We start from the raw sequence: 18,825 nt of genomic DNA on the forward strand, positions 1-18,825 counted from the left end.
GCGAGTGGGCAATCTCCGGGCGTCGCGGAGAATGGGGGCATGGCGGAATCGGGTGAGCTCGCACGGCACTGGCGGTATGCCGAGCTGCCCGGCGTCGACCTGCTGCGCGCCCGCTATGTCCGCAAGACGTTCGTGCGGCACACGCATGAGCATTTCGTGATCGCCGCCATAGCCGAAGGGGTGGAGGTCTTCGCCCACCGCGGTGCCGACCAGTACGCCGGGGCGGGAGCCCTCGCGCTGGTCAACCCGGACACCCCGCACACCGGGCGGGCCGGAGTCCCGGAGGGCTGGCGCTACGGGGCCGTGTATCCCTCGCCCGACGTCGTGGCCGGCATCGCCGCCGAGACGACGACCCTGCGCGGAGCCGTGGGCTTCGTCCGTCCCGTGCTCGACGACCCGTATGCCGCCACCCTCGTGCACCGGGTGCTCCGGGCCGCCGAGGAGGGCAACGCACTGGCCGCCGACACCCTGCTGAGGGTGGCGGTGACACGGTTGCTGCGGCTCAACGGCGGACCGCTGCCGCAACGGGAGATCCGGTCGGCGGGCGCCCGGATCGCCGCACGCGCGCGTGCCGCGCTGGAGGACCGGCTGGTCGATCCGCCGACGCTGGACCAGCTGGCCGAGGACCTGGGCACCGGCTCGTTCGCGCTGCTGCGGGCGTTCCGGGACACCTACGGGCTGCCGCCCCACGCCTGGCTGACCGACGCGCGGGTACGGCGGGCGCGACGGCTGCTGGACGCGGGCACGGCGCCCGCCGAGGCGGCCGTGGCCGTCGGCTTCACCGACCAGCCCCACCTCAATCGTCATTTCGCCCGCATCGTGGGAGTCCCTCCTGGGGCCTACCAGCGGGAGCGCAAGAACGTACAAGACGCGGCGGGACCGGCGCCCCTAGCGTCCGGGACGTGGCAGAACAGACAGCTCACACGGACACAGCTCACACGGACACAGCCCACACGGACCCAGCTGACATGGACCCAGTTCACACCGGCGCAGCAGGCGCCGACGCAGCCCACCCGGGCACCCAGGCGGACGCCGGGGGAAAACCGGACCGCGCCGTCGTACGGGACGCCCTCGCCGTAGGGGTCGCCGTGGGACTCTCCGGGTTCGCCTTCGGCGTGACCTCGGCGGGCAGCGGACTCACGGTGTGGCAGACCTGTGCGCTCAGCCTCCTGGTGTTCACCGGCGCATCCCAGTTCGCGCTGGTCGGAGCCCTGGCGGCGGGCGGCAACCCGCTGACGGCCGCCGCGGGCGCCTTCTTCCTGGGCGTGCGCAACGCGTTCTACGGCCTGCGTCTGTCGCAGTCGCTCGCCCTCCCGCGCGCGGTGCGCCCGTTCGCCGCCCACTGGGTGATCGACGAGACGACGGCGGTCTCGCTGGCCCAGCCGGGACGCCGGGCCGCCCGCCTCGGCTTCGCCGTCACCGGAGTGACCCTCTACGTCTTGTGGAACCTCACCACGCTGCTCGGCGCCCTCGGCGCCGAGGCCCTCGGCGACACCGACGCGTGGGGACTCGACGTGGCCGGACCCGCCGTCTTCTTGGCGCTGCTCGCGCCCATGCTGAAATCCGCCGTCGAGCGGGCCGTCGCCGCACTCGCGGTGCTCCTGGGACTCGGCCTGCTGCCGGTTCTGCCCGCCGGAGTGCCCGTCCTGGCGGCCGCGCTCGCCGCGCCGGCCGTGCTGTACGCCGAAGGCCGCCGCGCGGTCCGCCGGGAGGCTTCCCGCGGGAACCCGGACGCCGACCGGGACGGCTCAGGACAGAAGGAGGAGGAACGGTGAACACCTGGATCGCGATCGGTGCGACCGCACTCGGCTGCTATGCCGTCAAGCTCGCCGGACTGCTCGTGCCCGAGGGGGTCCTGGAGCGGCCTGTCGTCAGACGCTTCGCGGCCCTCCTCCCCGTCGCTTTGCTCGCCGCCCTCACGGCCCAGCAGACCTTCGCGGACGGCCGCGCCCTCGTCCTGGACGCGCGGGCCGCGGGGCTCGCCGCGGCCGTCGTCGCCCTCGTGCTGCGGGCGCCCTTCCTGCTGGTGGTCGCGGCCGCCGTAGTGGTCACGGCGGGCGTCCGGGCCATCGGGGGATGAGCGGGCCGTCGGCGGGGCGGGCTGTCTGCCGGCGGAAGCGGCGCCGGCAGAGGGCACGGCCGTGGGAACGGCGACGGTGGTGGATGCGGCGGGTTCGGTCGAAGCGGCGTGAGGAGCGCGGACGAGGGGTGGCAGGAGCCGTCGGCGTGGCGTGGTGCGGCGCGGCGCGGTGGACGAGGGACGGCGGGCCGGCGGTCAGCCGACGCTGCGGCCATAGGCCCGCAGGGTGCGCAGCGCCTCGATCGTCACCATGGGACGTGCCTCCAGCGCCGTGCCGGGCGCCCAGCGGCGCCAGCGGACGGGCCAGCCGCCGTCCTTCTGCTGCGCGTCCGCGAGGTGGTCCAGGGAGCGTGCCATCTCCTCGTCGGTGAACCACGCGCGCGCGAGCGACTGCGGGGTCCGCGCGAAGTCGTACGGGAAGTGGTGCTCGCCCGGGGCGTAGCCGGGGGCGACCGGATACAGGTCGAGGCGGTCCGGGTCCAGGGCGACGAGCCGCTCGTCGCGCACCAGCCGGCCCAGGCGGTCGGCTGCCGCTTCCGCGCGCGGGCGGTCGGGAGCGGAGTCCAGGAAGGCCACGGCGGCCTGGACCTCGTAGGGGTGGGACCGTTCCAGGGAGTCCACCGCCTGCCAGCAGAAGTCCGTCGCCCTGAAGAGCCAGGCGTGCCACACCTCGTTGCGGTGCAGCAGGCCCACCACCGGCCCGGTGGACAGAAGCTCGCTGGGCGGGTCGTCCACGATCGGGATGAAAGGCGCCGCCGGGTAGCCGCGCTGGCTGGGATGGATCGCCGGCAGCGCGCCGTCGCGGGTGGAGACGGACGTGAGATATCCGCACACCCGCTCCACTCGCCGCCCGTTCAGCCGCCCGATGGAGTCCAGGACCCTCAGTGCGCGCGCGGTGTGCAGCGGCTGGCTGACAGGGCCGCGCAGATCGGGTTCCAGCGCGTGGCCGTATCCACCGTCCTCGTTGCGGTAGGCGTCGAGGGCGGTCTCGACGGGATCGGCGGCGCCGTGGAGGAAGTCGTGCGCGAAGATGCGCTGTTCCAGCACGCGCGCGGTCAGCCAGACGAAGTGCTCGGCGCGGAAGAGCGGGGAGTGCGCCGGGGGCGTCGGGGGGAGTGGGGATGCTCCGGTTTCGGCCATGGTCAGACCGTAGGGCGGAAAGCGGTCTCGGCAGGCGGTCCCGGCAGGGGCCACCCCCCGCGCGCGGGATACTGGTGGCATGCGGTTGACGGTCTTCTGGCAGCGGATGGACGAGCACTTCGGCACGGGATACGCCGAAACCTTCGCGCGCGATCACGTGATGGCGGAGCTCGGCGGGAAAACGGTGCACCAGGCGCTGGCGGACGGCTGGGACGCCAAGGACGTGTGGCGCGTGGTGTGCCTGGTGATGAACGTCCCCCAGGAGATGCGCTGACCTCGGGCGAAGACCGCACGCGGCTCCCCGGTTGTCGGTGGCGTAGGCGAGACTTGCTGCGTGGCACCCACTGACGAGACCGGGCAGACCGCCCGGAACGCATCCCCGCCCGGCACGACGCCGCCCCCGCAGCAGCCTCCCGACCAGGGCGAGGCCGGGCACGCGGCGCGCATGCCGCGCTGGCTCCCGCGCGCCATGGTGCTCGCTCTCGCGCTCGTCGGCGCGTTCCAACTGGGCACCTGGGCCTTCCACCAGCTCATCGGCCTGCTGCTCAACATCCTCATCGCGTTCTTCCTGGCCCTCGCGATAGAACCGGCGGTCAGCCGGATGTCCGCCCGGGGGATGCGCAGAGGGCTCGCCACCTTCCTGGTCTTCTTCGGCCTGCTGATCGTCGTGGCGGGGTTCTTCGCCCTGCTCGGCTCGATGCTCGCCGGACAGATCATCAAGATGATCGAGGGCTTCCCCGACTACCTGGACTCGGTGATCAACTGGGTCAACACCACGTTCCACACCGAACTCAGGCGTGTGGACATCCAGGAGGGCCTGCTCCACTCCAACTGGCTGAAGAAGTACGCCCAGAACAGCGCCGCGGGCGTCCTGGACGTCTCCACCCAGGTCCTCGGCGGCCTCTTCCAGTTGCTGACGATCGCCCTGTTCTCGTTCTACTTCGCCGCCGACGGACCGCGGCTGCGCCGCGCACTGTGCTCCGTCCTCCCGCCGGCCAGACAGGCGGAGGTGCTGAGGGCCTGGGAGATCGCCGTCGACAAGACCGGCGGTTACCTCTATTCGCGCGGTCTGATGGCGCTGATCTCCGGTGTGGCGCACTACGTGCTGCTACAGGCCCTCGGCATCCCGTACGCTCCCGTCCTCGCCGTCTGGGTGGGCGTGGTCTCGCAGTTCATCCCCACCATCGGCACCTATCTCGCCGGCGCCCTGCCCATGCTGATCGCCTTCACGGTCTCGCCCCTGTACGCCCTGTGGGTGCTGATCTTCGTCGTGGTCTATCAGCAGTTCGAGAACTACATGGTGCAGCCCAAGCTGACGTCGAAGACCGTGGACATCCACCCCGCCGTCGCCTTCGGCTCCGTCATCGCGGGCACCGCGCTCCTGGGCGCCATAGGGGCGTTGATCTCCATTCCGGCGGTGGCCACCCTCCAGGCGTTCCTGGGCGCCTACGTCAAGCGCTACGACGTCACGGACGACCCTCGCGTCCACGGACACCGTGACCGCGGCGAGGGGCCGGGAGCGCTCACCCGAGCGCGCGGGCTGTGGACACGCGGCCGGGACCGGACGCGAGGCCCGCGCCGGGGACCCGGCGGACCGGGCTGAGGGGTACGGCTGAGGGCTACGGCAGGGCCTGTGGCCGGTCCCGGGTCCGCCGTCACCGGGCCGCCCGTGGCCCGTGCGCATGGGAGGCGGGACGAGGAACACGCGCGTGAGGGCGCCGTGGCTCAGTACGTGAGGACGGCCCATACCGCGGCCGCGGCGACCGCGACCACGTAGCAGCCCACCGCCGCGGCCACGATGCGCCGCCGGGCCGTCTCGCTCCAGGACGTGCGCGACAGCAGCCAGGCCGACGCGGGCAGCACCAGGACGGCGTGCAGGCTGACCCCGTGCAGAGGCTTGAGCGACGCTGTCGAGCTGTACGCGGCCTCCTGGTGCCCCGTGCGGGTGAGCACGACGCCGCGCGCGATCATCGCCGCGCCCGAGGCGAGCGCGACGAGCAGGATCGCGAAGCCGGAGCGCACCGCGAGCGCCATCCCGGCGGGGCCCGTCGGCCGACGCCGGAAGGAGATCGCGGCGAACACGGTGAGCAGCACCACCAGAACACCGCCGCCGACCGCGAGCGTCATGGACACCGCCGTGTCGAAGGGCGTCTCCATGTCCAGGTGCGAGGGCACTCCGCGCCACGCCTGGAGGGTGATGCCCGCGACCTCCACGATGCAGTCGGCGGCGAAGACCCCGAGCAGCGCGGTACGCAGCCGCCGCCCCGTCCGCAGGTACGAGGTGACTTCGACGACCGCCAGGAGGGTCACGCCGAAGGAGAGGCCGAAGGTGACGGGCTTGCGCCAGGAGACGGGGCCGTTCCACGGACCGCCGTCGACGGCGAACACCACGAGGTGGAAGAGGCCGGAGAGGACCAGCAGGAGCGCGATCGCCCGGTAGAAGCCTTCGCGCGAGCGGGCGTGCCCGTGCGCGGGGTCCGGTGGCGGATTCATGAACGCCGGGCGGGTACCGGTGAGGGATGCCGCCCTGCTCTTCTGTTCGTCCAGGTCCATGCTCCGAGCCTCCCGGACGCGCCGTGGCCCGTCGTCGTCCGGGCGGAGGCACCCGTTGTACACCCGGGGGAGCAAGCGGCGGGTCCGGAGGCTCACGGGCTCGGGGACGTAGCCTCGGAAGTGCCGCGTGGTGCGCTTGACACCAAAATCGAACATCCATTCTGATGGAGGCTCCGGCAAGGCTCTTCGCGGGTGTTCTGTCCCGGTATGGGGCAGTAAGCGCATGAGTTATCCACAGGCCGAACCGGCGTCGAGGCGCATTGTCAGTGGCAGGCGTTAGCGTCTTTGACGTGAAGCGATCGACTCAAGCAAATCGGGTGGAACCCATGGCAGGAACCGACCGCGAGAAGGCCCTGGACGCCGCACTCGCACAGATTGAACGGCAATTCGGCAAGGGCGCCGTGATGCGGCTCGGCGAGCGGCCGAACGAGCCCATCGAGGTCATCCCCACCGGATCGACCGCCCTCGACGTCGCCCTCGGCGTCGGCGGTCTGCCGCGCGGCCGCGTGGTCGAGGTGTACGGCCCGGAGTCCTCCGGTAAGACGACGCTGACGCTGCACGCCGTGGCGAACGCGCAGAAGGCCGGCGGCCAGGTCGCCTTCGTGGACGCGGAGCACGCCCTCGACCCCGAGTACGCCAAGAAGCTCGGCGTCGACATCGACAATCTGATCCTCTCCCAGCCCGACAACGGCGAGCAGGCCCTCGAGATCGTGGACATGCTGGTCCGCTCCGGCGCCCTCGACCTGATCGTCATCGACTCCGTCGCCGCACTCGTGCCGCGCGCGGAGATCGAGGGCGAGATGGGCGACAGCCACGTCGGCCTCCAGGCCCGTCTGATGAGCCAGGCGCTGCGGAAGATCACCAGCGCGCTCAACCAGTCCAAGACCACCGCGATCTTCATCAACCAGCTCCGCGAGAAGATCGGCGTCATGTTCGGCTCCCCGGAGACCACGACCGGTGGCCGGGCGCTGAAGTTCTACGCCTCGGTGCGACTCGACATCCGCCGTATCGAGACCCTGAAGGACGGCACGGACGCGGTCGGCAACCGCACCCGCGTCAAGGTCGTCAAGAACAAGGTCGCGCCCCCCTTCAAGCAGGCCGAGTTCGACATCCTCTACGGCCAGGGCATCAGCCGCGAGGGCGGTCTGATCGACATGGGCGTGGAGAACGGCTTCGTCCGCAAGGCCGGCGCCTGGTACACGTACGAGGGCGACCAGCTCGGACAGGGCAAGGAGAACGCCCGCAACTTCCTGAAGGACAACCCCGATCTCGCCAACGAGATCGAGAAGAAGATCAAGGAGAAGCTGGGCGTCGGCGTGCGTCCCGAAGAGTCCGCCGCCGAACCGGGCCCGGACGCCGCGGTGGCTGCCGGCACCTCGGACGACGCCGCGAAGGCGGTGCCGGCCACCGCCGCAAAGACCGCCAAGACCAAGGCCGCGGCTGCCAAGAGCTGATCCGTGACACGACGAACCGACTGGGCCGAGTACGTCCACCCCGGCATCCCCCACGAGGAGGAGAGCGGGGTCGACGACGGCCCTGCCCAGGACGGCGACGACCGGCCGCAACACGACCGGCGTCGGAACGAGGGGGCGCGGGACGGCGACGACGCCCGGCCCCGGGGCGGCCGGACGGGGCGCGGCGCCGAAGGAGGTCCACGCGGGGGGCGTGGGCGTCGTCGGGGCGGCTTCGGCGAACCGTCCGCCAAGGACGAAGGCGACTCCTCCTCGTCGAGGGCCGAGCAGGGGGCGTCTTCCGCGGACCCGGCTGAGCGGGCGCGGGCGATCTGTCTGCGCCTGCTCACCGGGACCCCGCGCACACGAAAACAACTCGCGGACGCACTGCGCAAACGAGAGATCCCGGACGACGTGGCGGAGGAGGTGCTCTCGCGGTTCGAGGAGGTCGGGCTGATCAACGACAGCGCCTTCGCGGACGCCTGGGTGGAGTCCCGCCACCATGGCAGAGGCCTGGCCCGGCGTGCCCTCGCCCGGGAGCTACGCACCAAGGGCGTCGACTCGGAGCTGATCGACGAGGCCGTCGGCCGCCTCGACTCCGAACAGGAGGAGGAGACGGCGCGCGACCTCGTCGCCCGCAAACTGCGATCTACGCGCGGCCTCGACCGCGACAGACGGCTGCGTCGCCTGGCCGGCATGCTCGCACGCAAGGGCTACCCCGAGGGCATGGCCCTGCGGGTGGTCCGGCAGGCGTTGGAAGAAGAGGGCGAGGACACGGAGTTCCTGGAGAACGACGAATTCTGAACCTGGGGGGCGGGGTGGGGCGGGGGGAGGGGGAACAGCGAACCTGAACCGCGGTCGCGAGCCCCAGGGTGGGGATATCCCCCGTTGAAGACGCCGGATCGCCGCAGTGCACACGTGTCTGTGCACAGGCGAGTGTGTGCGTATGCCCCCAACGCCCAAGGAACCCGGAGCCTCCGAGCCCGCTGCGCCCATCGAACTGGGCGACCTCGCCACGCTCAAGGCGCTCGCGCAGCCTCGCCGCAGGCGCATGCTCGAACACCTCACGCTGCACGGGCCGGCTACCTCGGCGACACTCGCCCGAGCCCTCGGCCTGAACACCGGCTCCACCAGTTATCACCTGCGTGAACTGGCCAGATACGGCTTCGTCGAGGAGACGGCCGAGGCGACGACCGAAGAAGCGGCCGGGGAGACATCTGCGCGGACGCCCGCGCGGACGGCTGCGGAGGCCGATGGCGCGCTGCGACCGGGCGGCTGCCCGGAGCCGTCCGCTCAGCGCCGGCGCTGGTGGCGGGCCGTCCCCGGTGACCGCCGTTTCCCGCCGCGCAGCCGCCAGAGTCCCGCGATGCGTGAGGTGATGGACGAGCTGAACCATCACGTCTACGCCTCGGACGTGGAACTCTTCGAACGGCTTCAGCGAGACGCGCCGGACGGCGACCCCTGGTGCGACGCCTTCCCCTACTCCCGTGGCGCCCTCCGGCTCACCCCGCCCGAACTGCGGGAGTTCTTCGAGGAGTACATCGCCCTCCTCAACCGCTACAAGCGCCCCGGGTCTGCGACCCCGCCCGGTGCGCGCATCGTCCTCACCCGGTTCTTCGCCCACCCCGCTCCCGATCATCCCGACGGGCCCGTCCACCTCACCGCCCCGGACGACACAACAGAGACGGACCCGTCATGATGCTGCGCTACGCCCTGAAGACGGTCCGCGCCCGTAAGGCCGGTTTCCTCGGCGCTTTCCTCGCCCTGATGTGCGCGGCCGCCCTGATCACCGCCTGCGGCACACTCCTGGAGACCGGGCTGAGAGGGACCATCCGCCCTGAGCGTTATGCCGCGGCGCCGGTGGTGGTCTCCGCCGACCAGAACGTCCACCAAACCACCGTCAAGCACAAGAAGGGCAAGACCAAGGTCAAATACAAGGCCAAGCCCATCGCCGAACGCGCTTGGCTGCCCGCCGACCTGCGGGACAGGCTGGCTACCGCCCCCGGAGTCGCCCGCGTCATCCCCGAACTCACCTTTCCCGCACGGGCGTTGAGCCCGGACGGCCGCCCGGCCGCCACGGGGGCCGACGGCGGGTCCGCGTACGGGCACGCCTGGGAATCCGCGGTGCTGACGCCCTACCGGCTCACCGCGGGCGCCGCTCCCGAGGCCGACACCGACGTGGTCGTGGACGACATCCTCGCCCGACGGGCCCACCTCGCCCCCGGCGACCGGCTCACCGTCCAGTCGACGCGAGCGCCGCGCACTTACCGCGTCTCCGGTGTCGCCGCCCCCGACACCGCCGTACGCCATCAGACGTCCCTCTTCTTCTCCACCGCGGAGGCGCGCCGACTCGCCGCACGTCCCGGACAGGTCACGGCGTTCGGCGTGTTCGCGAGGCCGGGAACCGATCCCGGCCGGTTGAAGACCGCCGTGGCCGCCGCCCTCCAGGGCACCGGAGCCCAGGTCAGCACCGGTGATGGCCGCGGGCCGGTCGAGTTCCTGGACGCCGCCGCGGCGCGCACCAGGCTGGTGAGCATGGGAGGAGCGATGGGCGGCACCTCGTTGCTCGTGGCGATCCTGGTGGTCGTCGGAACGTTCGCGCTCTCCGTTCAGCAGCGACACCGCGAACTCGCACTGCTGCGCGCCATCGCCGCCACCTCGGGGCAGATTCGCCGGCTTCTCGGACGTGAGGCACTGATCGTGGGTCTGGCCGCGGGCACGGCCGGGGCGCTCCTGGGAATCCCCCTGGGCGGGTGGCTGTACGGCCGGTTCGTCACCCTGGGCGCCGTACCCGCCACACTGCAGCAGACGGTGAGCGCGCTGCCTCCGCTCGCCGCCGTCGCCGCGACGGTGTTCGGCGCCTGGGCGTCCGCCCGGATCGCCTCCCGCCGAGTGGCCCGGATCCGCCCGGCGGAGGCGCTCGCCGAAGCCCGCACCGAGCGCACTCGGCCCGGCTGGGGCCGCCTCCTCGCCGGCCTGCTGCTGCTCGCCGGCGGCGTCGTCCTCGTCGCCCTGCTCAGGGTGCTGCGCACCGAACCGGCCTCGACACCCGTCACGTTCCTCGCCGTGGTCGTGATGTCCACCTCCGTCGCTCTGCTCGGACCGCTCCTGGTCAGGGCGGCCGTCCTCGTGCTGGCCGGTCCACTGCGCCTGACCGGCCCCGGCGGCCGGCTCGCCGCCGCCAACCTCCGCGGGAACGCCGCTCGGATGGCTTCCGTCGTCACCCCACTCACCCTCCTCGTCGGGATGGCCTGCACGGTGCTGTTCGTGCAGCCCACCCTCGGCGACGCGGCCCGCGCCCAGGCCCGCGAAGGCGTCCGCGCCGACTGGGTCGTCGCCTCGCGGGGACCCGGCGTCCCCGCCGAGGCGGCACGACAACTGCGCGGGCAGCACACCGTCGTCACCGAGGTCGTCCGTACGACCGTGCGGGTCGGCCTGGACAAGTACCCCGCCCAGGGCGTCACCCCGGCAGGCCTGGACCGCACCTGGGACCCCGACGTCACCGCAGGCTCGCTCGACGAGCTCACCGCACACACCGTCGCCGTGAGCGAACTGGCCGCGGACCAGCTCCACCTGACACCGGGAAGCACCCTGAAACTCACGCTGGGCGACGGCACGCCCGCCACCCTCACCGTCGCCGCCGTCTACGCCAGAGGTCTCGGCTTCGGAGACCTCACCTTCGCGCACGGCCTGATCGCCCGCCACGTCGACAACCCGCTCTCCTCCTCCCTCCTCGTCCGCACGCCCCGCACACAGACACAACTCGCGAGCACACTGCGTGAGTTCCCGGGACTGACGGTGATCTCGCCGGCGGACGCCGACACGCTTCAGGCCGAGCGGCAACAGGCGAACGCCGAGGTCAACTTCCTCGCCATGGGACTGGTCCTCGCGTTCACGGCGATCGCCGTGGTCAACACGCTGGCGATGTCGGTCGCCGAGCGGGTCCGGGAGTTCGCACTGCTCCGCCTGGCAGGAGCGACCCGCCGTCAGGTGCTGCGCATGCTGCGCACCGAGGCGCTCTCGGTCCTCCTCCTCGCCGTCGGCCTGGGCAGCGGCATCGCCCTGGCCGTCCTGACCGCGTTCAGCGTCGGCATGACCGGGCGGGCGGCCCCGGCGGTGGTGCCTCTGGTGTACTCCACGGTGGTCGCCGGGGCCGGACTGCTCGCGCTCGTCGCCACGGCCGTACCGGGGCGGATGGCGCTCAGGGTGCGCGCCGTGACGGTGGCGACGGCGAAGGACTGAAACGCGGGGAAGGACGGGAGGCGTGGAGGCCTGAACGGCCTGAACGGCCTGAACGGCCTGAACGGCCTGAACGGCCTGGACGGTGCGGACGGTTGGGGGACGGGACCGCGCCGACGGTGGTCGGCGCGGTCCCGTCTACGACGTCAACGGCAGCCCTGCGGCCTTCCAGGCCTGGAAGCCGCCGACGAGATCGGTCGCCCGATGCAGCCCCAACTGGTGCAGCGACGCCGCGGCGAGGCTCGAAGCGTAACCCTCGTTGCAGATCACGACGGCCCGCACGTCATGGCTGACGGCCTCGGGGAGCCGGTGGCTGCCCCGGGGATCCAGACGCCACTCCAGCTCGTTGCGCTCGATGACCAACGCGCCGGGGATCAGCCCGTCCCGTTCACGCAGGGCCGCATACCTGATGTCGACGAGCAGCGCCTCGCCCGCGCGTGCGGCTTCGTAGGCCTCCCGCGCCTCCACACGCGCGTACCGGGAACGTACGCGGTCGAGCAACTCGTCAATACTGGGCGGCTGTCGGTCGGACGTCAGGCTGTCAGCAGGAACGTCAACGCGGCTGTCATGGCGGTGGTCAATGCGGTCACCGTCACGGTAGTCGTCAACCTGGTCGTCAAGGTCGCCGTCAACGTGCTCTTCGAGGCGACCGCCGTCAATGTAACCGTCAATGTGGCCGTCAGGGTTACAGTCGACGTGATGGTCGGTGGTGTCGTCCTGCCGGGCGTCCGAGGGCACGTGCGTCTGTCCGTCCCGCTGTCCGTGCGGAGGTCCGCTCTGTGGGGAGCCTGAGATGTCCGAGCCGCTCACTGCCAGTCCTCGGGACGCTCGACCTGCTCCAGCCGCAGCACGCGCCCGGTGCGGCTGTAGCGGCGGATGCCGGGCAGCGGCGGGTAGTAGGCGTGGACGGACACGGCATGTTCTTCGGGCGACTCGTTGAGCACCTCGTGGACGTGATGCCGGCCGAAGGCGCGGCCGTGCCCGGCGGTGAGGGAGCGTTCGCGGTCGACGCCGTCCGCCAGTTCCAGGGTCTTCCAGCCGTCGGTGGGCAGCCGGGCGGCGAGGGAGTACTCCTTGAGCGTGCCCCGGGCGGTCAGGAAGGCGCCCACCGAGTCGGCGTGGTCGTGCCATCCGGTACCTGTGCCGGGAGGCCAGCCGATCAGCCAGGCCTCGCTGCCGCCGGGGCCTTCCAGGCGCACCCAGGTGCGGCCCTCGGGGTCTAGGGGGAGCGAGGAGATCAGTTCGGCGTCGGCGGCGGTGCGCCGGACGAAGTCGAGGAGATCCGCCTGCGTGGGCGCTGCGACGGAGGCGTCAGCAGCGACGGCGGAGGGGGAAGAGGGAACTGAGGGACTAGGGGAAACAGGGGAGACAGACACGGGTACCGTCCAGTGAAGGTTCGCGGGGAGGGGCGCGCCCGGGCGCACGTACGCGAGTGCGCTACGACGGGGGCGCCGGTGAAGGGGGATGCGAATTCAGCAGGACGGACGACACACGCAGCCCGCATAGCGGACGAGGTCCATATGGACCCTCCGCCACAGGCGCACATTGGTGTCGGTCACGATCCGGAGTAGACCATGACGGCTCAACCTGGTCAACTCATTGTCACGATGTGGACCTCAACGTGACGATGAGTGCGGGCGGACATGCGGTCGCCGGGATCGCGGAAGTCACCGCTGCTGCGTGGTCCCGGCGGTGGACTCGTGTGGCTGCTACTTGACCGCGCTGGCCGCCGCGGCACCGGCCGCGGACGCCTCCTGGGCCGCTGCGGTCCCCGTGGGTCCCTTGCCGCTCCTGTGTTCCTTCGTCCCGCCGCCGGCGCCCTGAGCCTCCTGTGCGCCCTGCGCCGTCGCCGGGCCGCCCAGAGCCGCCTCCGCCGCCGCGTACAGGTCGGCGGCACGCACCCCGTTGAGCGCGGCGACCAGATGGCCGTCGGGCCGGATCAGCAGGACGGTGTGGGCGGCCGCGCCCGGATAGCTCTCCGCCACCAGCAGCTCGGCCGGGCTCGGCAGGGCGGTCACCGCGGCGGCCAGGCGGGGCATGATCCCGGCGCTCACCCAGTGCCGGCGCTCCCACACACCGGTGCCCGGAGCGATCAGCAGGACGAGCAGCGCACCCCTCCCGAGCCGGTCCCGCAGCTGGACGAAGGAGCCGTCCTCCGCCGTCACGCGGACGTCCTGGACCTGCGCGCCCGGCGCGGTGCCCACCGGGACCTCCGCCTCAAGGTACCGGGGCGCGAGGGGAGAGCCCTCGTAGCCGCCGGCCGCGCCCAGCGGTCCCCGTCCCAGGTGGGCGTCGGTGAGCAGCGCGTCCTGCCCGCGGGCGGAACCGGGCACGTACGCCCTTATGCCGCCTCCGCCCCGCAGCAGGGGCAATGCCTGGTCGGCGGCGCGCAGGCGGGCGGAGACGAGCGCGCGGCGCTCCTCCTGGTAGCTGTCGAGCAGTGCCTGGTGATGACCGTGGTGCCAGGCCAGGGCGAGCTTCCAGGCCAGGTTGTCGGCGTCGCGCAGCCCCTCGTCGAGGCCCTGGGCGCCGAACGCGCCGAGCAGGTGTGCGGCGTCCCCGGCGAGGAAGACCCGCCCCACGCGCCAGCGGCGGGCCAGCCGGTGGTGCACGGTGTGGACGCCGGTGTCCAGCAGCTCGTAGGCGGGCGTCGGCCCGCCGCTCCAGCCGGCCAGGGTCTCGCGGATTCGCGCGACGAGCAGTTCGGGCGTGACGAGGTCCTTGCCGGGCGGCAGCAGCCAGTCCAGTCGCCAGACGCCGTCGGGCAGCGGGCGTCCGGTGACCTCCCCGGCGGAGGGGCCGGACGTGCGCCATGGCGGCGTCCGGTGGAGCAACGCTTCGTCGGCCCAGGGAAGTTCCACGCGCAGGGCGGCCACGGCATGTCGTTCCACCGCCGTGCGGCCGGGGAAGCGGACGTCGAGGAGCTTGCGGACGGTCGAGCGCGGCCCGTCGCAGCCGACCGCATGGCTGCCGCGCCACCAGGTGCCCCGGGGGCCGCGGGTGTGGGCCGTGACGCCGGCGGCTTCCTGTTCCAGACCGTCCAGTCGGCTGTCCACGGCGATCTTCACCAGCGGCTCGCCCTCCAGCGCGGCACGCAGCGTGGCGGTCAGAACGTGCTGGGCGATGTGCAGCGGCGCGGGCTCCGCGGGGTCGCCGTCGTGCGCGGGGGCCGGGGCGGAGCCGTCGTCGAAAACGACCTCGCGGATCACCTGCTTGCGCCGCATGGAGCGCCATCCGGCCCAACGGAGTCCTGCGCGGTCGAGGTCGGCTCCGGTCAGCCGCTGGACGAGGGCGGCGGTGTCCTCGCGCAGCACGACGGTGCGCGCGAGTCGCGGTTCGTCCTTGCCGGGACCTTCGTCGAGCACTACGGAAGGCACCTGCTGCCGCGCCAGAGCCAGGGCGAGCGTGAGCCCCACCGGCCCGGCTCCGACGATGATCACCGGGTCCACGGCGTGCGGCCCCCTGCCTTCGACGGTGTCCTCGCGGGATGGGCTGAACCACGGATTGGAGCAGGGTGCACGATCACAGAACGTATGCAACCCATTGTCGTTGTTTGCGTCAAGCGACGGAAGGCAGTGGCGAGCCGGCCACTGCCTTCCGTACGGGTCGCCCTGCTTGAGCGGGCGTCAGATGCCGCCGCCCGCGCCGGTGCCGTAGGTTCCGCCGACCTCCGCGGCGTTCAGGTCGTCGACCTTGTCGGCGCCGAGGACCGCGCCGGTGCTGCGCTTGCTCCGCCGCAGCCGGCGCTCCAGCCAGCTCGCGAAGCTGGTCAGGAGGAAGTTGAGCAGGATGAAGATGATCGCGACGACGATGAAGCTCGGGACCACGTTGGCGTAGTTGGCCGCCAGGGTGCCACGGGAGTTGAGCAGCTCCGCGAATCCGATCATCACACCGCCGAGTGCGGTGTCCTTCACGATGACGACCAGCTGGCTGACGATCGCCGGGAGCATCGCGGTGACCGCCTGCGGGAGCAGGATGCTGCTCATGGTCTGCCCCTTGCGCAGACCGATGGCGTACGCCGCCTCCGTCTGCCCCTTGGGCAGGGAGAGGATCCCGGCCCGGACGACCTCGGCGAGGACGGCCGCGTTGTAGAGCACCAGACCGGTGACGACGGCGTAGAGCGGCCGGTCCGCGCTGCCCACGTCCGTGGAGCGGGCGTAGAACTCGTTGGCGAACAGCATCAGCAGCAGCACCGGGATGGCCCGGAAGAACTCGACCACCGTGCCGGACACGGCGCGCACCCAGCGGTGGTCGGAGAGCCGGGCGATGCCGAAGACGGCGCCCAGCGGAAGTGCGATGACCATGGCGAGCGCCGCGGCCTTCAGCGTGTTGGCGAGGCCGGGCAGCAGATACGTCGTCCAGGCCTCGGACTCGACGAACGGCTTCCAGAGCGCGGAGTCGAGCTGGTTCTTGTCGTCCATCTTCTGCCACATCCACCACAGGAGGAGGGCGAGGAGGACGGTGAAGACCGCCGAGAACAGGACGTTGCGCCGCTTGGCGCGAGGGCCGGGCGTGTCGTACAGGACCGAGCTCATCGCTTCACCGCCAGTCGCTTGCTGAGCCAGCCCAGGATGAGGCCGGTGGGCAGGGTCAGGACCACGAACCCGAACGCGAAGACCGCGCCGATGAGCAGCGTCTGCGCTTCGTTCTCGATCATCGTCTTCATCAGGGAGGCGGCCTCGGCGACGCCGATGGCGGCCGCCACGGTGGTGTTCTTGGTCAGCGCGATCAGCACGTTGGCCAGCGGGCCGATGACCGAGCGGAAGGCCTGGGGGAGGACCACCAGCGTCAAGGTCTGCGTGAAGGTCAAGCCGATGGCCCGGGCCGCTTCCGCCTGGCCCATCGGCACGGTGTTGATGCCGGAGCGGATCGCCTCACAGACGAAGGCGGCGGTGTAGGCCACCAGGCTGAGCACGGCCAGCCGGAAGCCCTGGACGTCGAAGTCGTTGCTTCCCATGGTCATGCCGAAGATGTCGGCGAGACCGAGCGAGCTGAACAGGATGATGACCGTCAGGGGGATGTTCCGGACGATGTTGACGTAGACGGTGCCGAACCCGCGCATCAACGGGACCGGGCTGACCCGCATGGCGGCCAACAGGGTGCCCCAGACCAGGGAGCCCACGGCGGAGACGGCGGTGAGCTTCACCGTCATCCAGAACGCCCCTAGGACGTCGTAACCATCAAGAAAGTCGAACACGATCTCCCGCGCTTCCGGCTGGGTGGCGTATGGGAAGGGTGCGGTGCACCGCCGCCGGGATCGCGACGGACGGCGGCGCACCGCAGGTACCCCGCAGGGTGGGCCGTGGCCCGGACTACTTGACGATGACGCCGATCTTCGGGGCCTGCTCGTTCTTGTAGTTGGCCGGGCCGAAGTTGGCGTCGACCGCCTTTTGCCACGAACCGTCGCTGACCATCTGCTCCAGCGCCTTGTTGATCTTGTCCACGGTCGCGGTGTCGCCCTTCTTGACGCCGATGCCGTAGTTCTCGTTGCTGAGCTTGAGGCCCGCGAGCTTGAACTTGCCCTTGTACTGGTCCTGCGCCGCGAAGCCGGCAAGGATCGAGTCGTCGGTGGTGACCGCGTCGACGGCGCCGCTCTGCAGGCCGGCGATGCACTCCGAGTAGGAGCTCACCGACTTCAGGTTGGCGTCGGGGGCGATCGTCTTCTTGACGTTCTGCGCCGACGTCGAGCCGGTCACGGAACACAGCTTCTTGCCGTTGAGGTCCGTGCCCTTGGAGATGTCCGAGTCCGCCTTGACCAGCAGGTCCTGGTGGGCCAGCAGGTACGGGCCGGCGAAGTCGACCTTCTTCTTGCGCTCGTCGTTGATCGAGTACGTGGCCGCGATGAACTTGACGTCGCCGCGGGCGAGGGCGTTCTCGCGGTCGGCGCTCTTGGTCTCGACGAACTCGATCTGGTCGGGCTGGTAGCCGAGCTGCTTGGCGACGTACTTGGCGACGTCCACGTCGAAGCCGGCGAAGGACCCGTCGGGCTTCTTGAGGCCGAGGCCGGGCTGGTCGTACTTGATGCCGACCTTGATCTTGCCGCCGCCACCGCTGCCGGCGCTGGAGCCGCTGCCGGCGTCGTCCTTGTTGTCGCCGCCGCACGCCGTGGCGGTCAGGGCGAGGACGAGGGCTGCGGCCGAAGCGGCGGTGACCTTGCGAAGCTTCATGGAGAACGTCCTTAGAAGAGTGATGAACTACTGCGGGCGGTGCGGGGTCCGTCAGGGCCGCAAGATCGTTGCGCGGGTCAGTGGTGCAGGATCTTCGACAGGAAGTCCTTGGCACGGTCGCTGCGCGGGTTGCTGAAGAACTGGTCGGGCGCAGCCTCTTCGACGATGCGCCCGTCCGCCATGAACACCACGCGGTTTGCAGCCGATCGTGCGAAACCCATCTCATGGGTGACGACGATCATCGTCATGCCGTCCCGGGCCAGCTGCTGCATGACCTCCAGGACCTCGTTGATCATCTCGGGGTCCAGGGCCGACGTCGGCTCGTCGAAGAGCATGACCTTCGGGTCCATCGCCAGCGCGCGGGCGATGGCCACACGCTGCTGCTGCCCGCCCGAGAGCTGCGCGGGGTACTTGTCCGCCTGGGTGCCCACACCGACGCGGTCGAGGAGCGTGCGTGCCTTCTCCTCGGCCTTCGCCTTGTCCACCTTGCGGACCTTGATCTGGCCGAGCATCACGTTCTCGAGCACGGTCTTGTGCGCGAACAGGTTGAACGACTGGAAGACCATGCCGACGTCGGCGCGCAGCCGCGCCAGCGCCTTGCCCTCCTGGGGCAGCGGCTTGCCGTCGATCGCGATCGCGCCCTCGTCGATCGTCTCCAGGCGGTTGATGGTGCGGCACAGCGTCGACTTCCCGGACCCGGAGGGGCCGATCACCACGACGACCTCTCCGCGGGCGATCGTCAGGTCGATGTCCTGGAGAACGTGCAACGCGCCGAAGTGCTTGTTGACGCTCTTCAGGACGACCAGGTCACCGCTCGCGACCGCGTCCTCCTTGGTCACCGAAACTTCGGTCATCGCTCTGGTGCTCCGTCCTCCTCGGTTGCGCTGGACAGTAGTGACCCGCCGCGACCAGCGTCATTACATCTGAGGGGAATCTGAGCATCACGATCCGATAGCAATCGGACACATGTCGTAGCACTTGTGACCTGCGGGCGTATCGGCCGGATAACGGAAGCCCCCTGCAACCGGAACCCGCTTGACGGCGTCCTCGTCCATCAGCGTGACTGCCATGATGCACACACGCGTGTGCCGCTGTCTTCCGTGCGTTCTTCTCGTGCGTCCTGTCGGGACGTCGTGCCAGCGCACAGGTGACTGAGTGAGTCAGGCCGAATGTGCGAGGAACCGAACCGGAGGAG

General features: G+C 71.0%; 20 protein-coding genes. 10 read left to right on the forward strand and 10 right to left on the reverse strand.

Features of this window, described 5'->3' with window-relative positions; genetic code table 11:
* Nucleotides 1–39: 39 nt before the first annotated feature.
* From ACGFSH_RS23505 to ACGFSH_RS23515, 3 genes are read left to right on the forward strand one after another with little or no spacing between them, the layout of a single operon-like run.
* On the forward strand, nucleotides 40–1,080 hold the full coding sequence (locus ACGFSH_RS23505) for an AraC family transcriptional regulator (protein ID WP_393351690.1): 1,041 nt from the start codon (nucleotides 40–42) through the stop codon (nucleotides 1,078–1,080).
* Nucleotides 969–1,775, forward strand: coding sequence for an AzlC family ABC transporter permease (locus ACGFSH_RS23510; protein ID WP_393351692.1), 807 nt, complete (start codon nucleotides 969–971; stop codon nucleotides 1,773–1,775). Before ACGFSH_RS23505 ends, ACGFSH_RS23510 begins: the two co-directional genes overlap by 112 nt.
* Nucleotides 1,772–2,080, forward strand: coding sequence for an AzlD domain-containing protein (locus ACGFSH_RS23515; RefSeq protein ID WP_393351694.1), 309 nt, complete (start codon nucleotides 1,772–1,774; stop codon nucleotides 2,078–2,080). Before ACGFSH_RS23510 ends, ACGFSH_RS23515 begins: the two co-directional genes overlap by 4 nt.
* Before the next feature lie 195 nt (nucleotides 2,081–2,275).
* Here the strand turns inward: ACGFSH_RS23515 and ACGFSH_RS23520 are convergent, their stop codons facing one another.
* The gene (locus ACGFSH_RS23520; protein WP_393351696.1) at nucleotides 2,276–3,220 is read right to left on the reverse strand and encodes a hypothetical protein; all 945 of its coding nucleotides are present in this window, start codon (nucleotides 3,218–3,220) and stop codon (nucleotides 2,276–2,278) included.
* A gap of 79 nt (nucleotides 3,221–3,299) precedes the next feature.
* Here ACGFSH_RS23520 and ACGFSH_RS23525 point away from each other — a divergent pair, with 79 nt between their 5' ends.
* On the forward strand, nucleotides 3,300–3,494 hold the full coding sequence (locus ACGFSH_RS23525) for a DUF3046 domain-containing protein (protein ID WP_329414284.1): 195 nt from the start codon (nucleotides 3,300–3,302) through the stop codon (nucleotides 3,492–3,494).
* Nucleotides 3,495–3,554: 60 nt separating this feature from the next.
* Nucleotides 3,555–4,823, forward strand: a complete 1,269-nt coding sequence (locus ACGFSH_RS23530; protein WP_393351699.1) for an AI-2E family transporter — start codon at nucleotides 3,555–3,557, stop codon at nucleotides 4,821–4,823.
* 122 nt (nucleotides 4,824–4,945) lie between these two features.
* Here ACGFSH_RS23530 and ACGFSH_RS23535 read toward each other — a convergent pair whose 3' ends face one another.
* Nucleotides 4,946–5,713 carry a hypothetical protein gene (locus tag ACGFSH_RS23535; RefSeq protein ID WP_393352278.1) on the reverse strand — a complete coding sequence of 256 codons (768 nt, stop codon included), beginning with the start codon at nucleotides 5,711–5,713 and terminating at the stop codon, nucleotides 4,946–4,948.
* A 386-nt stretch (nucleotides 5,714–6,099) separates the two neighbouring features.
* On the opposite strand from ACGFSH_RS23535, the gene recA reads away from it, so the two are divergent.
* From recA to ACGFSH_RS23555, 4 genes are all read left to right on the forward strand, one after another.
* Nucleotides 6,100–7,227 carry a recombinase RecA gene (recA, locus tag ACGFSH_RS23540; RefSeq protein ID WP_393351701.1) on the forward strand — a complete coding sequence of 376 codons (1,128 nt, stop codon included), beginning with the start codon at nucleotides 6,100–6,102 and terminating at the stop codon, nucleotides 7,225–7,227.
* A gap of 3 nt (nucleotides 7,228–7,230) precedes the next feature.
* Nucleotides 7,231–8,028, forward strand: a complete 798-nt coding sequence (gene recX, locus ACGFSH_RS23545; protein ID WP_393351703.1) for a recombination regulator RecX — start codon at nucleotides 7,231–7,233, stop codon at nucleotides 8,026–8,028.
* 142 nt (nucleotides 8,029–8,170) lie between these two features.
* On the forward strand, nucleotides 8,171–8,923 hold the full coding sequence (locus ACGFSH_RS23550; RefSeq protein ID WP_393351705.1) for an ArsR/SmtB family transcription factor: 753 nt from the start codon (nucleotides 8,171–8,173) through the stop codon (nucleotides 8,921–8,923).
* A complete protein-coding gene (locus tag ACGFSH_RS23555; RefSeq protein ID WP_393351708.1) occupies nucleotides 8,920–11,466 on the forward strand; it encodes an ABC transporter permease in 2,547 nt (848 codons plus the stop codon). The genes ACGFSH_RS23550 and ACGFSH_RS23555 overlap by 4 nt, the downstream gene beginning before the upstream one ends.
* A 135-nt stretch (nucleotides 11,467–11,601) precedes the next feature.
* Here ACGFSH_RS23555 and ACGFSH_RS23560 read toward each other — a convergent pair whose 3' ends face one another.
* Nucleotides 11,602–12,000 (reverse strand): rhodanese-like domain-containing protein, encoded by a 399-nt coding sequence (locus ACGFSH_RS23560; protein ID WP_393352281.1) that lies wholly within the window; start codon nucleotides 11,998–12,000, stop codon nucleotides 11,602–11,604.
* A 30-nt stretch (nucleotides 12,001–12,030) separates the two neighbouring features.
* Between ACGFSH_RS23560 and ACGFSH_RS23565 the strand changes: the two genes are divergently transcribed.
* Nucleotides 12,031–12,255, forward strand: a complete 225-nt coding sequence (locus tag ACGFSH_RS23565; protein ID WP_393352304.1) for a hypothetical protein — start codon at nucleotides 12,031–12,033, stop codon at nucleotides 12,253–12,255.
* A gap of 14 nt (nucleotides 12,256–12,269) precedes the next feature.
* Here the strand turns inward: ACGFSH_RS23565 and ACGFSH_RS23570 are convergent, their stop codons facing one another.
* The 7 genes from ACGFSH_RS23570 to ACGFSH_RS23600 all read right to left on the reverse strand — a co-directional run bounded on the left by ACGFSH_RS23570 (nucleotide 12,270) and on the right by ACGFSH_RS23600 (nucleotide 18,484).
* A complete protein-coding gene (locus tag ACGFSH_RS23570; RefSeq protein WP_393351711.1) occupies nucleotides 12,270–12,839 on the reverse strand; it encodes a cysteine dioxygenase in 570 nt (189 codons plus the stop codon).
* A 96-nt stretch (nucleotides 12,840–12,935) separates the two neighbouring features.
* Nucleotides 12,936–13,022: a putative leader peptide gene (locus ACGFSH_RS23575; RefSeq protein ID WP_319285218.1), complete on the reverse strand. Its 87-nt coding sequence runs from the start codon at nucleotides 13,020–13,022 to the stop codon at nucleotides 12,936–12,938.
* A 150-nt stretch (nucleotides 13,023–13,172) separates the two neighbouring features.
* Nucleotides 13,173–14,912 carry an FAD-dependent monooxygenase gene (locus ACGFSH_RS23580; protein WP_393351713.1) on the reverse strand — a complete coding sequence of 580 codons (1,740 nt, stop codon included), beginning with the start codon at nucleotides 14,910–14,912 and terminating at the stop codon, nucleotides 13,173–13,175.
* A 177-nt stretch (nucleotides 14,913–15,089) separates the two neighbouring features.
* Nucleotides 15,090–15,998, reverse strand: a complete 909-nt coding sequence (locus tag ACGFSH_RS23585; RefSeq protein ID WP_393351715.1) for an amino acid ABC transporter permease — start codon at nucleotides 15,996–15,998, stop codon at nucleotides 15,090–15,092.
* Complete coding sequence (locus tag ACGFSH_RS23590; RefSeq protein WP_393351717.1) at nucleotides 15,995–16,660, reverse strand: amino acid ABC transporter permease; 666 nt, start codon at nucleotides 16,658–16,660, stop codon at nucleotides 15,995–15,997. The genes ACGFSH_RS23585 and ACGFSH_RS23590 overlap by 4 nt, the downstream gene beginning before the upstream one ends.
* Before the next feature lie 115 nt (nucleotides 16,661–16,775).
* Nucleotides 16,776–17,630: a glutamate ABC transporter substrate-binding protein gene (locus ACGFSH_RS23595; protein ID WP_393351719.1), complete on the reverse strand. Its 855-nt coding sequence runs from the start codon at nucleotides 17,628–17,630 to the stop codon at nucleotides 16,776–16,778.
* A 77-nt stretch (nucleotides 17,631–17,707) separates the two neighbouring features.
* On the reverse strand, nucleotides 17,708–18,484 hold the full coding sequence (locus ACGFSH_RS23600; protein ID WP_393351721.1) for an amino acid ABC transporter ATP-binding protein: 777 nt from the start codon (nucleotides 18,482–18,484) through the stop codon (nucleotides 17,708–17,710).
* Between the last annotated feature and the right edge of the window lie 341 nt (nucleotides 18,485–18,825).

This window comes from Streptomyces sp. NPDC048481 (assembly GCF_043200075.1).
Taxonomy (GTDB): Bacteria; Actinomycetota; Actinomycetes; order Streptomycetales; family Streptomycetaceae; genus Streptomyces.

What these genes read in the sequence shown, in the direction of transcription:
- ACGFSH_RS23520 (WP_393351696.1), bottom strand. Translation starts at nt 3,220, where the DNA reads ATGGCCGAAACCGGAGCATCCCCACTCCCCCCGACGCCCCCGGCGCAC.
- ACGFSH_RS23595 (WP_393351719.1), bottom strand. Translation starts at nt 17,630, where the DNA reads ATGAAGCTTCGCAAGGTCACCGCCGCTTCGGCCGCAGCCCTCGTCCTC.
- ACGFSH_RS23535 (WP_393352278.1), bottom strand. Translation starts at nt 5,713, where the DNA reads ATGAATCCGCCACCGGACCCCGCGCACGGGCACGCCCGCTCGCGCGAA.
- ACGFSH_RS23555 (WP_393351708.1), top strand. Translation starts at nt 8,920, where the DNA reads ATGATGCTGCGCTACGCCCTGAAGACGGTCCGCGCCCGTAAGGCCGGT.
- ACGFSH_RS23585 (WP_393351715.1), bottom strand. Translation starts at nt 15,998, where the DNA reads ATGAGCTCGGTCCTGTACGACACGCCCGGCCCTCGCGCCAAGCGGCGC.
- ACGFSH_RS23525 (WP_329414284.1), top strand. Translation starts at nt 3,300, where the DNA reads ATGCGGTTGACGGTCTTCTGGCAGCGGATGGACGAGCACTTCGGCACG.
- ACGFSH_RS23510 (WP_393351692.1), top strand. Translation starts at nt 969, where the DNA reads ATGGACCCAGTTCACACCGGCGCAGCAGGCGCCGACGCAGCCCACCCG.
- ACGFSH_RS23505 (WP_393351690.1), top strand. Translation starts at nt 40, where the DNA reads ATGGCGGAATCGGGTGAGCTCGCACGGCACTGGCGGTATGCCGAGCTG.
- ACGFSH_RS23600 (WP_393351721.1), bottom strand. Translation starts at nt 18,484, where the DNA reads ATGACCGAAGTTTCGGTGACCAAGGAGGACGCGGTCGCGAGCGGTGAC.
- ACGFSH_RS23565 (WP_393352304.1), top strand. Translation starts at nt 12,031, where the DNA reads ATGGCGGTGGTCAATGCGGTCACCGTCACGGTAGTCGTCAACCTGGTC.
- ACGFSH_RS23550 (WP_393351705.1), top strand. Translation starts at nt 8,171, where the DNA reads ATGCCCCCAACGCCCAAGGAACCCGGAGCCTCCGAGCCCGCTGCGCCC.
- recA (WP_393351701.1), top strand. Translation starts at nt 6,100, where the DNA reads ATGGCAGGAACCGACCGCGAGAAGGCCCTGGACGCCGCACTCGCACAG.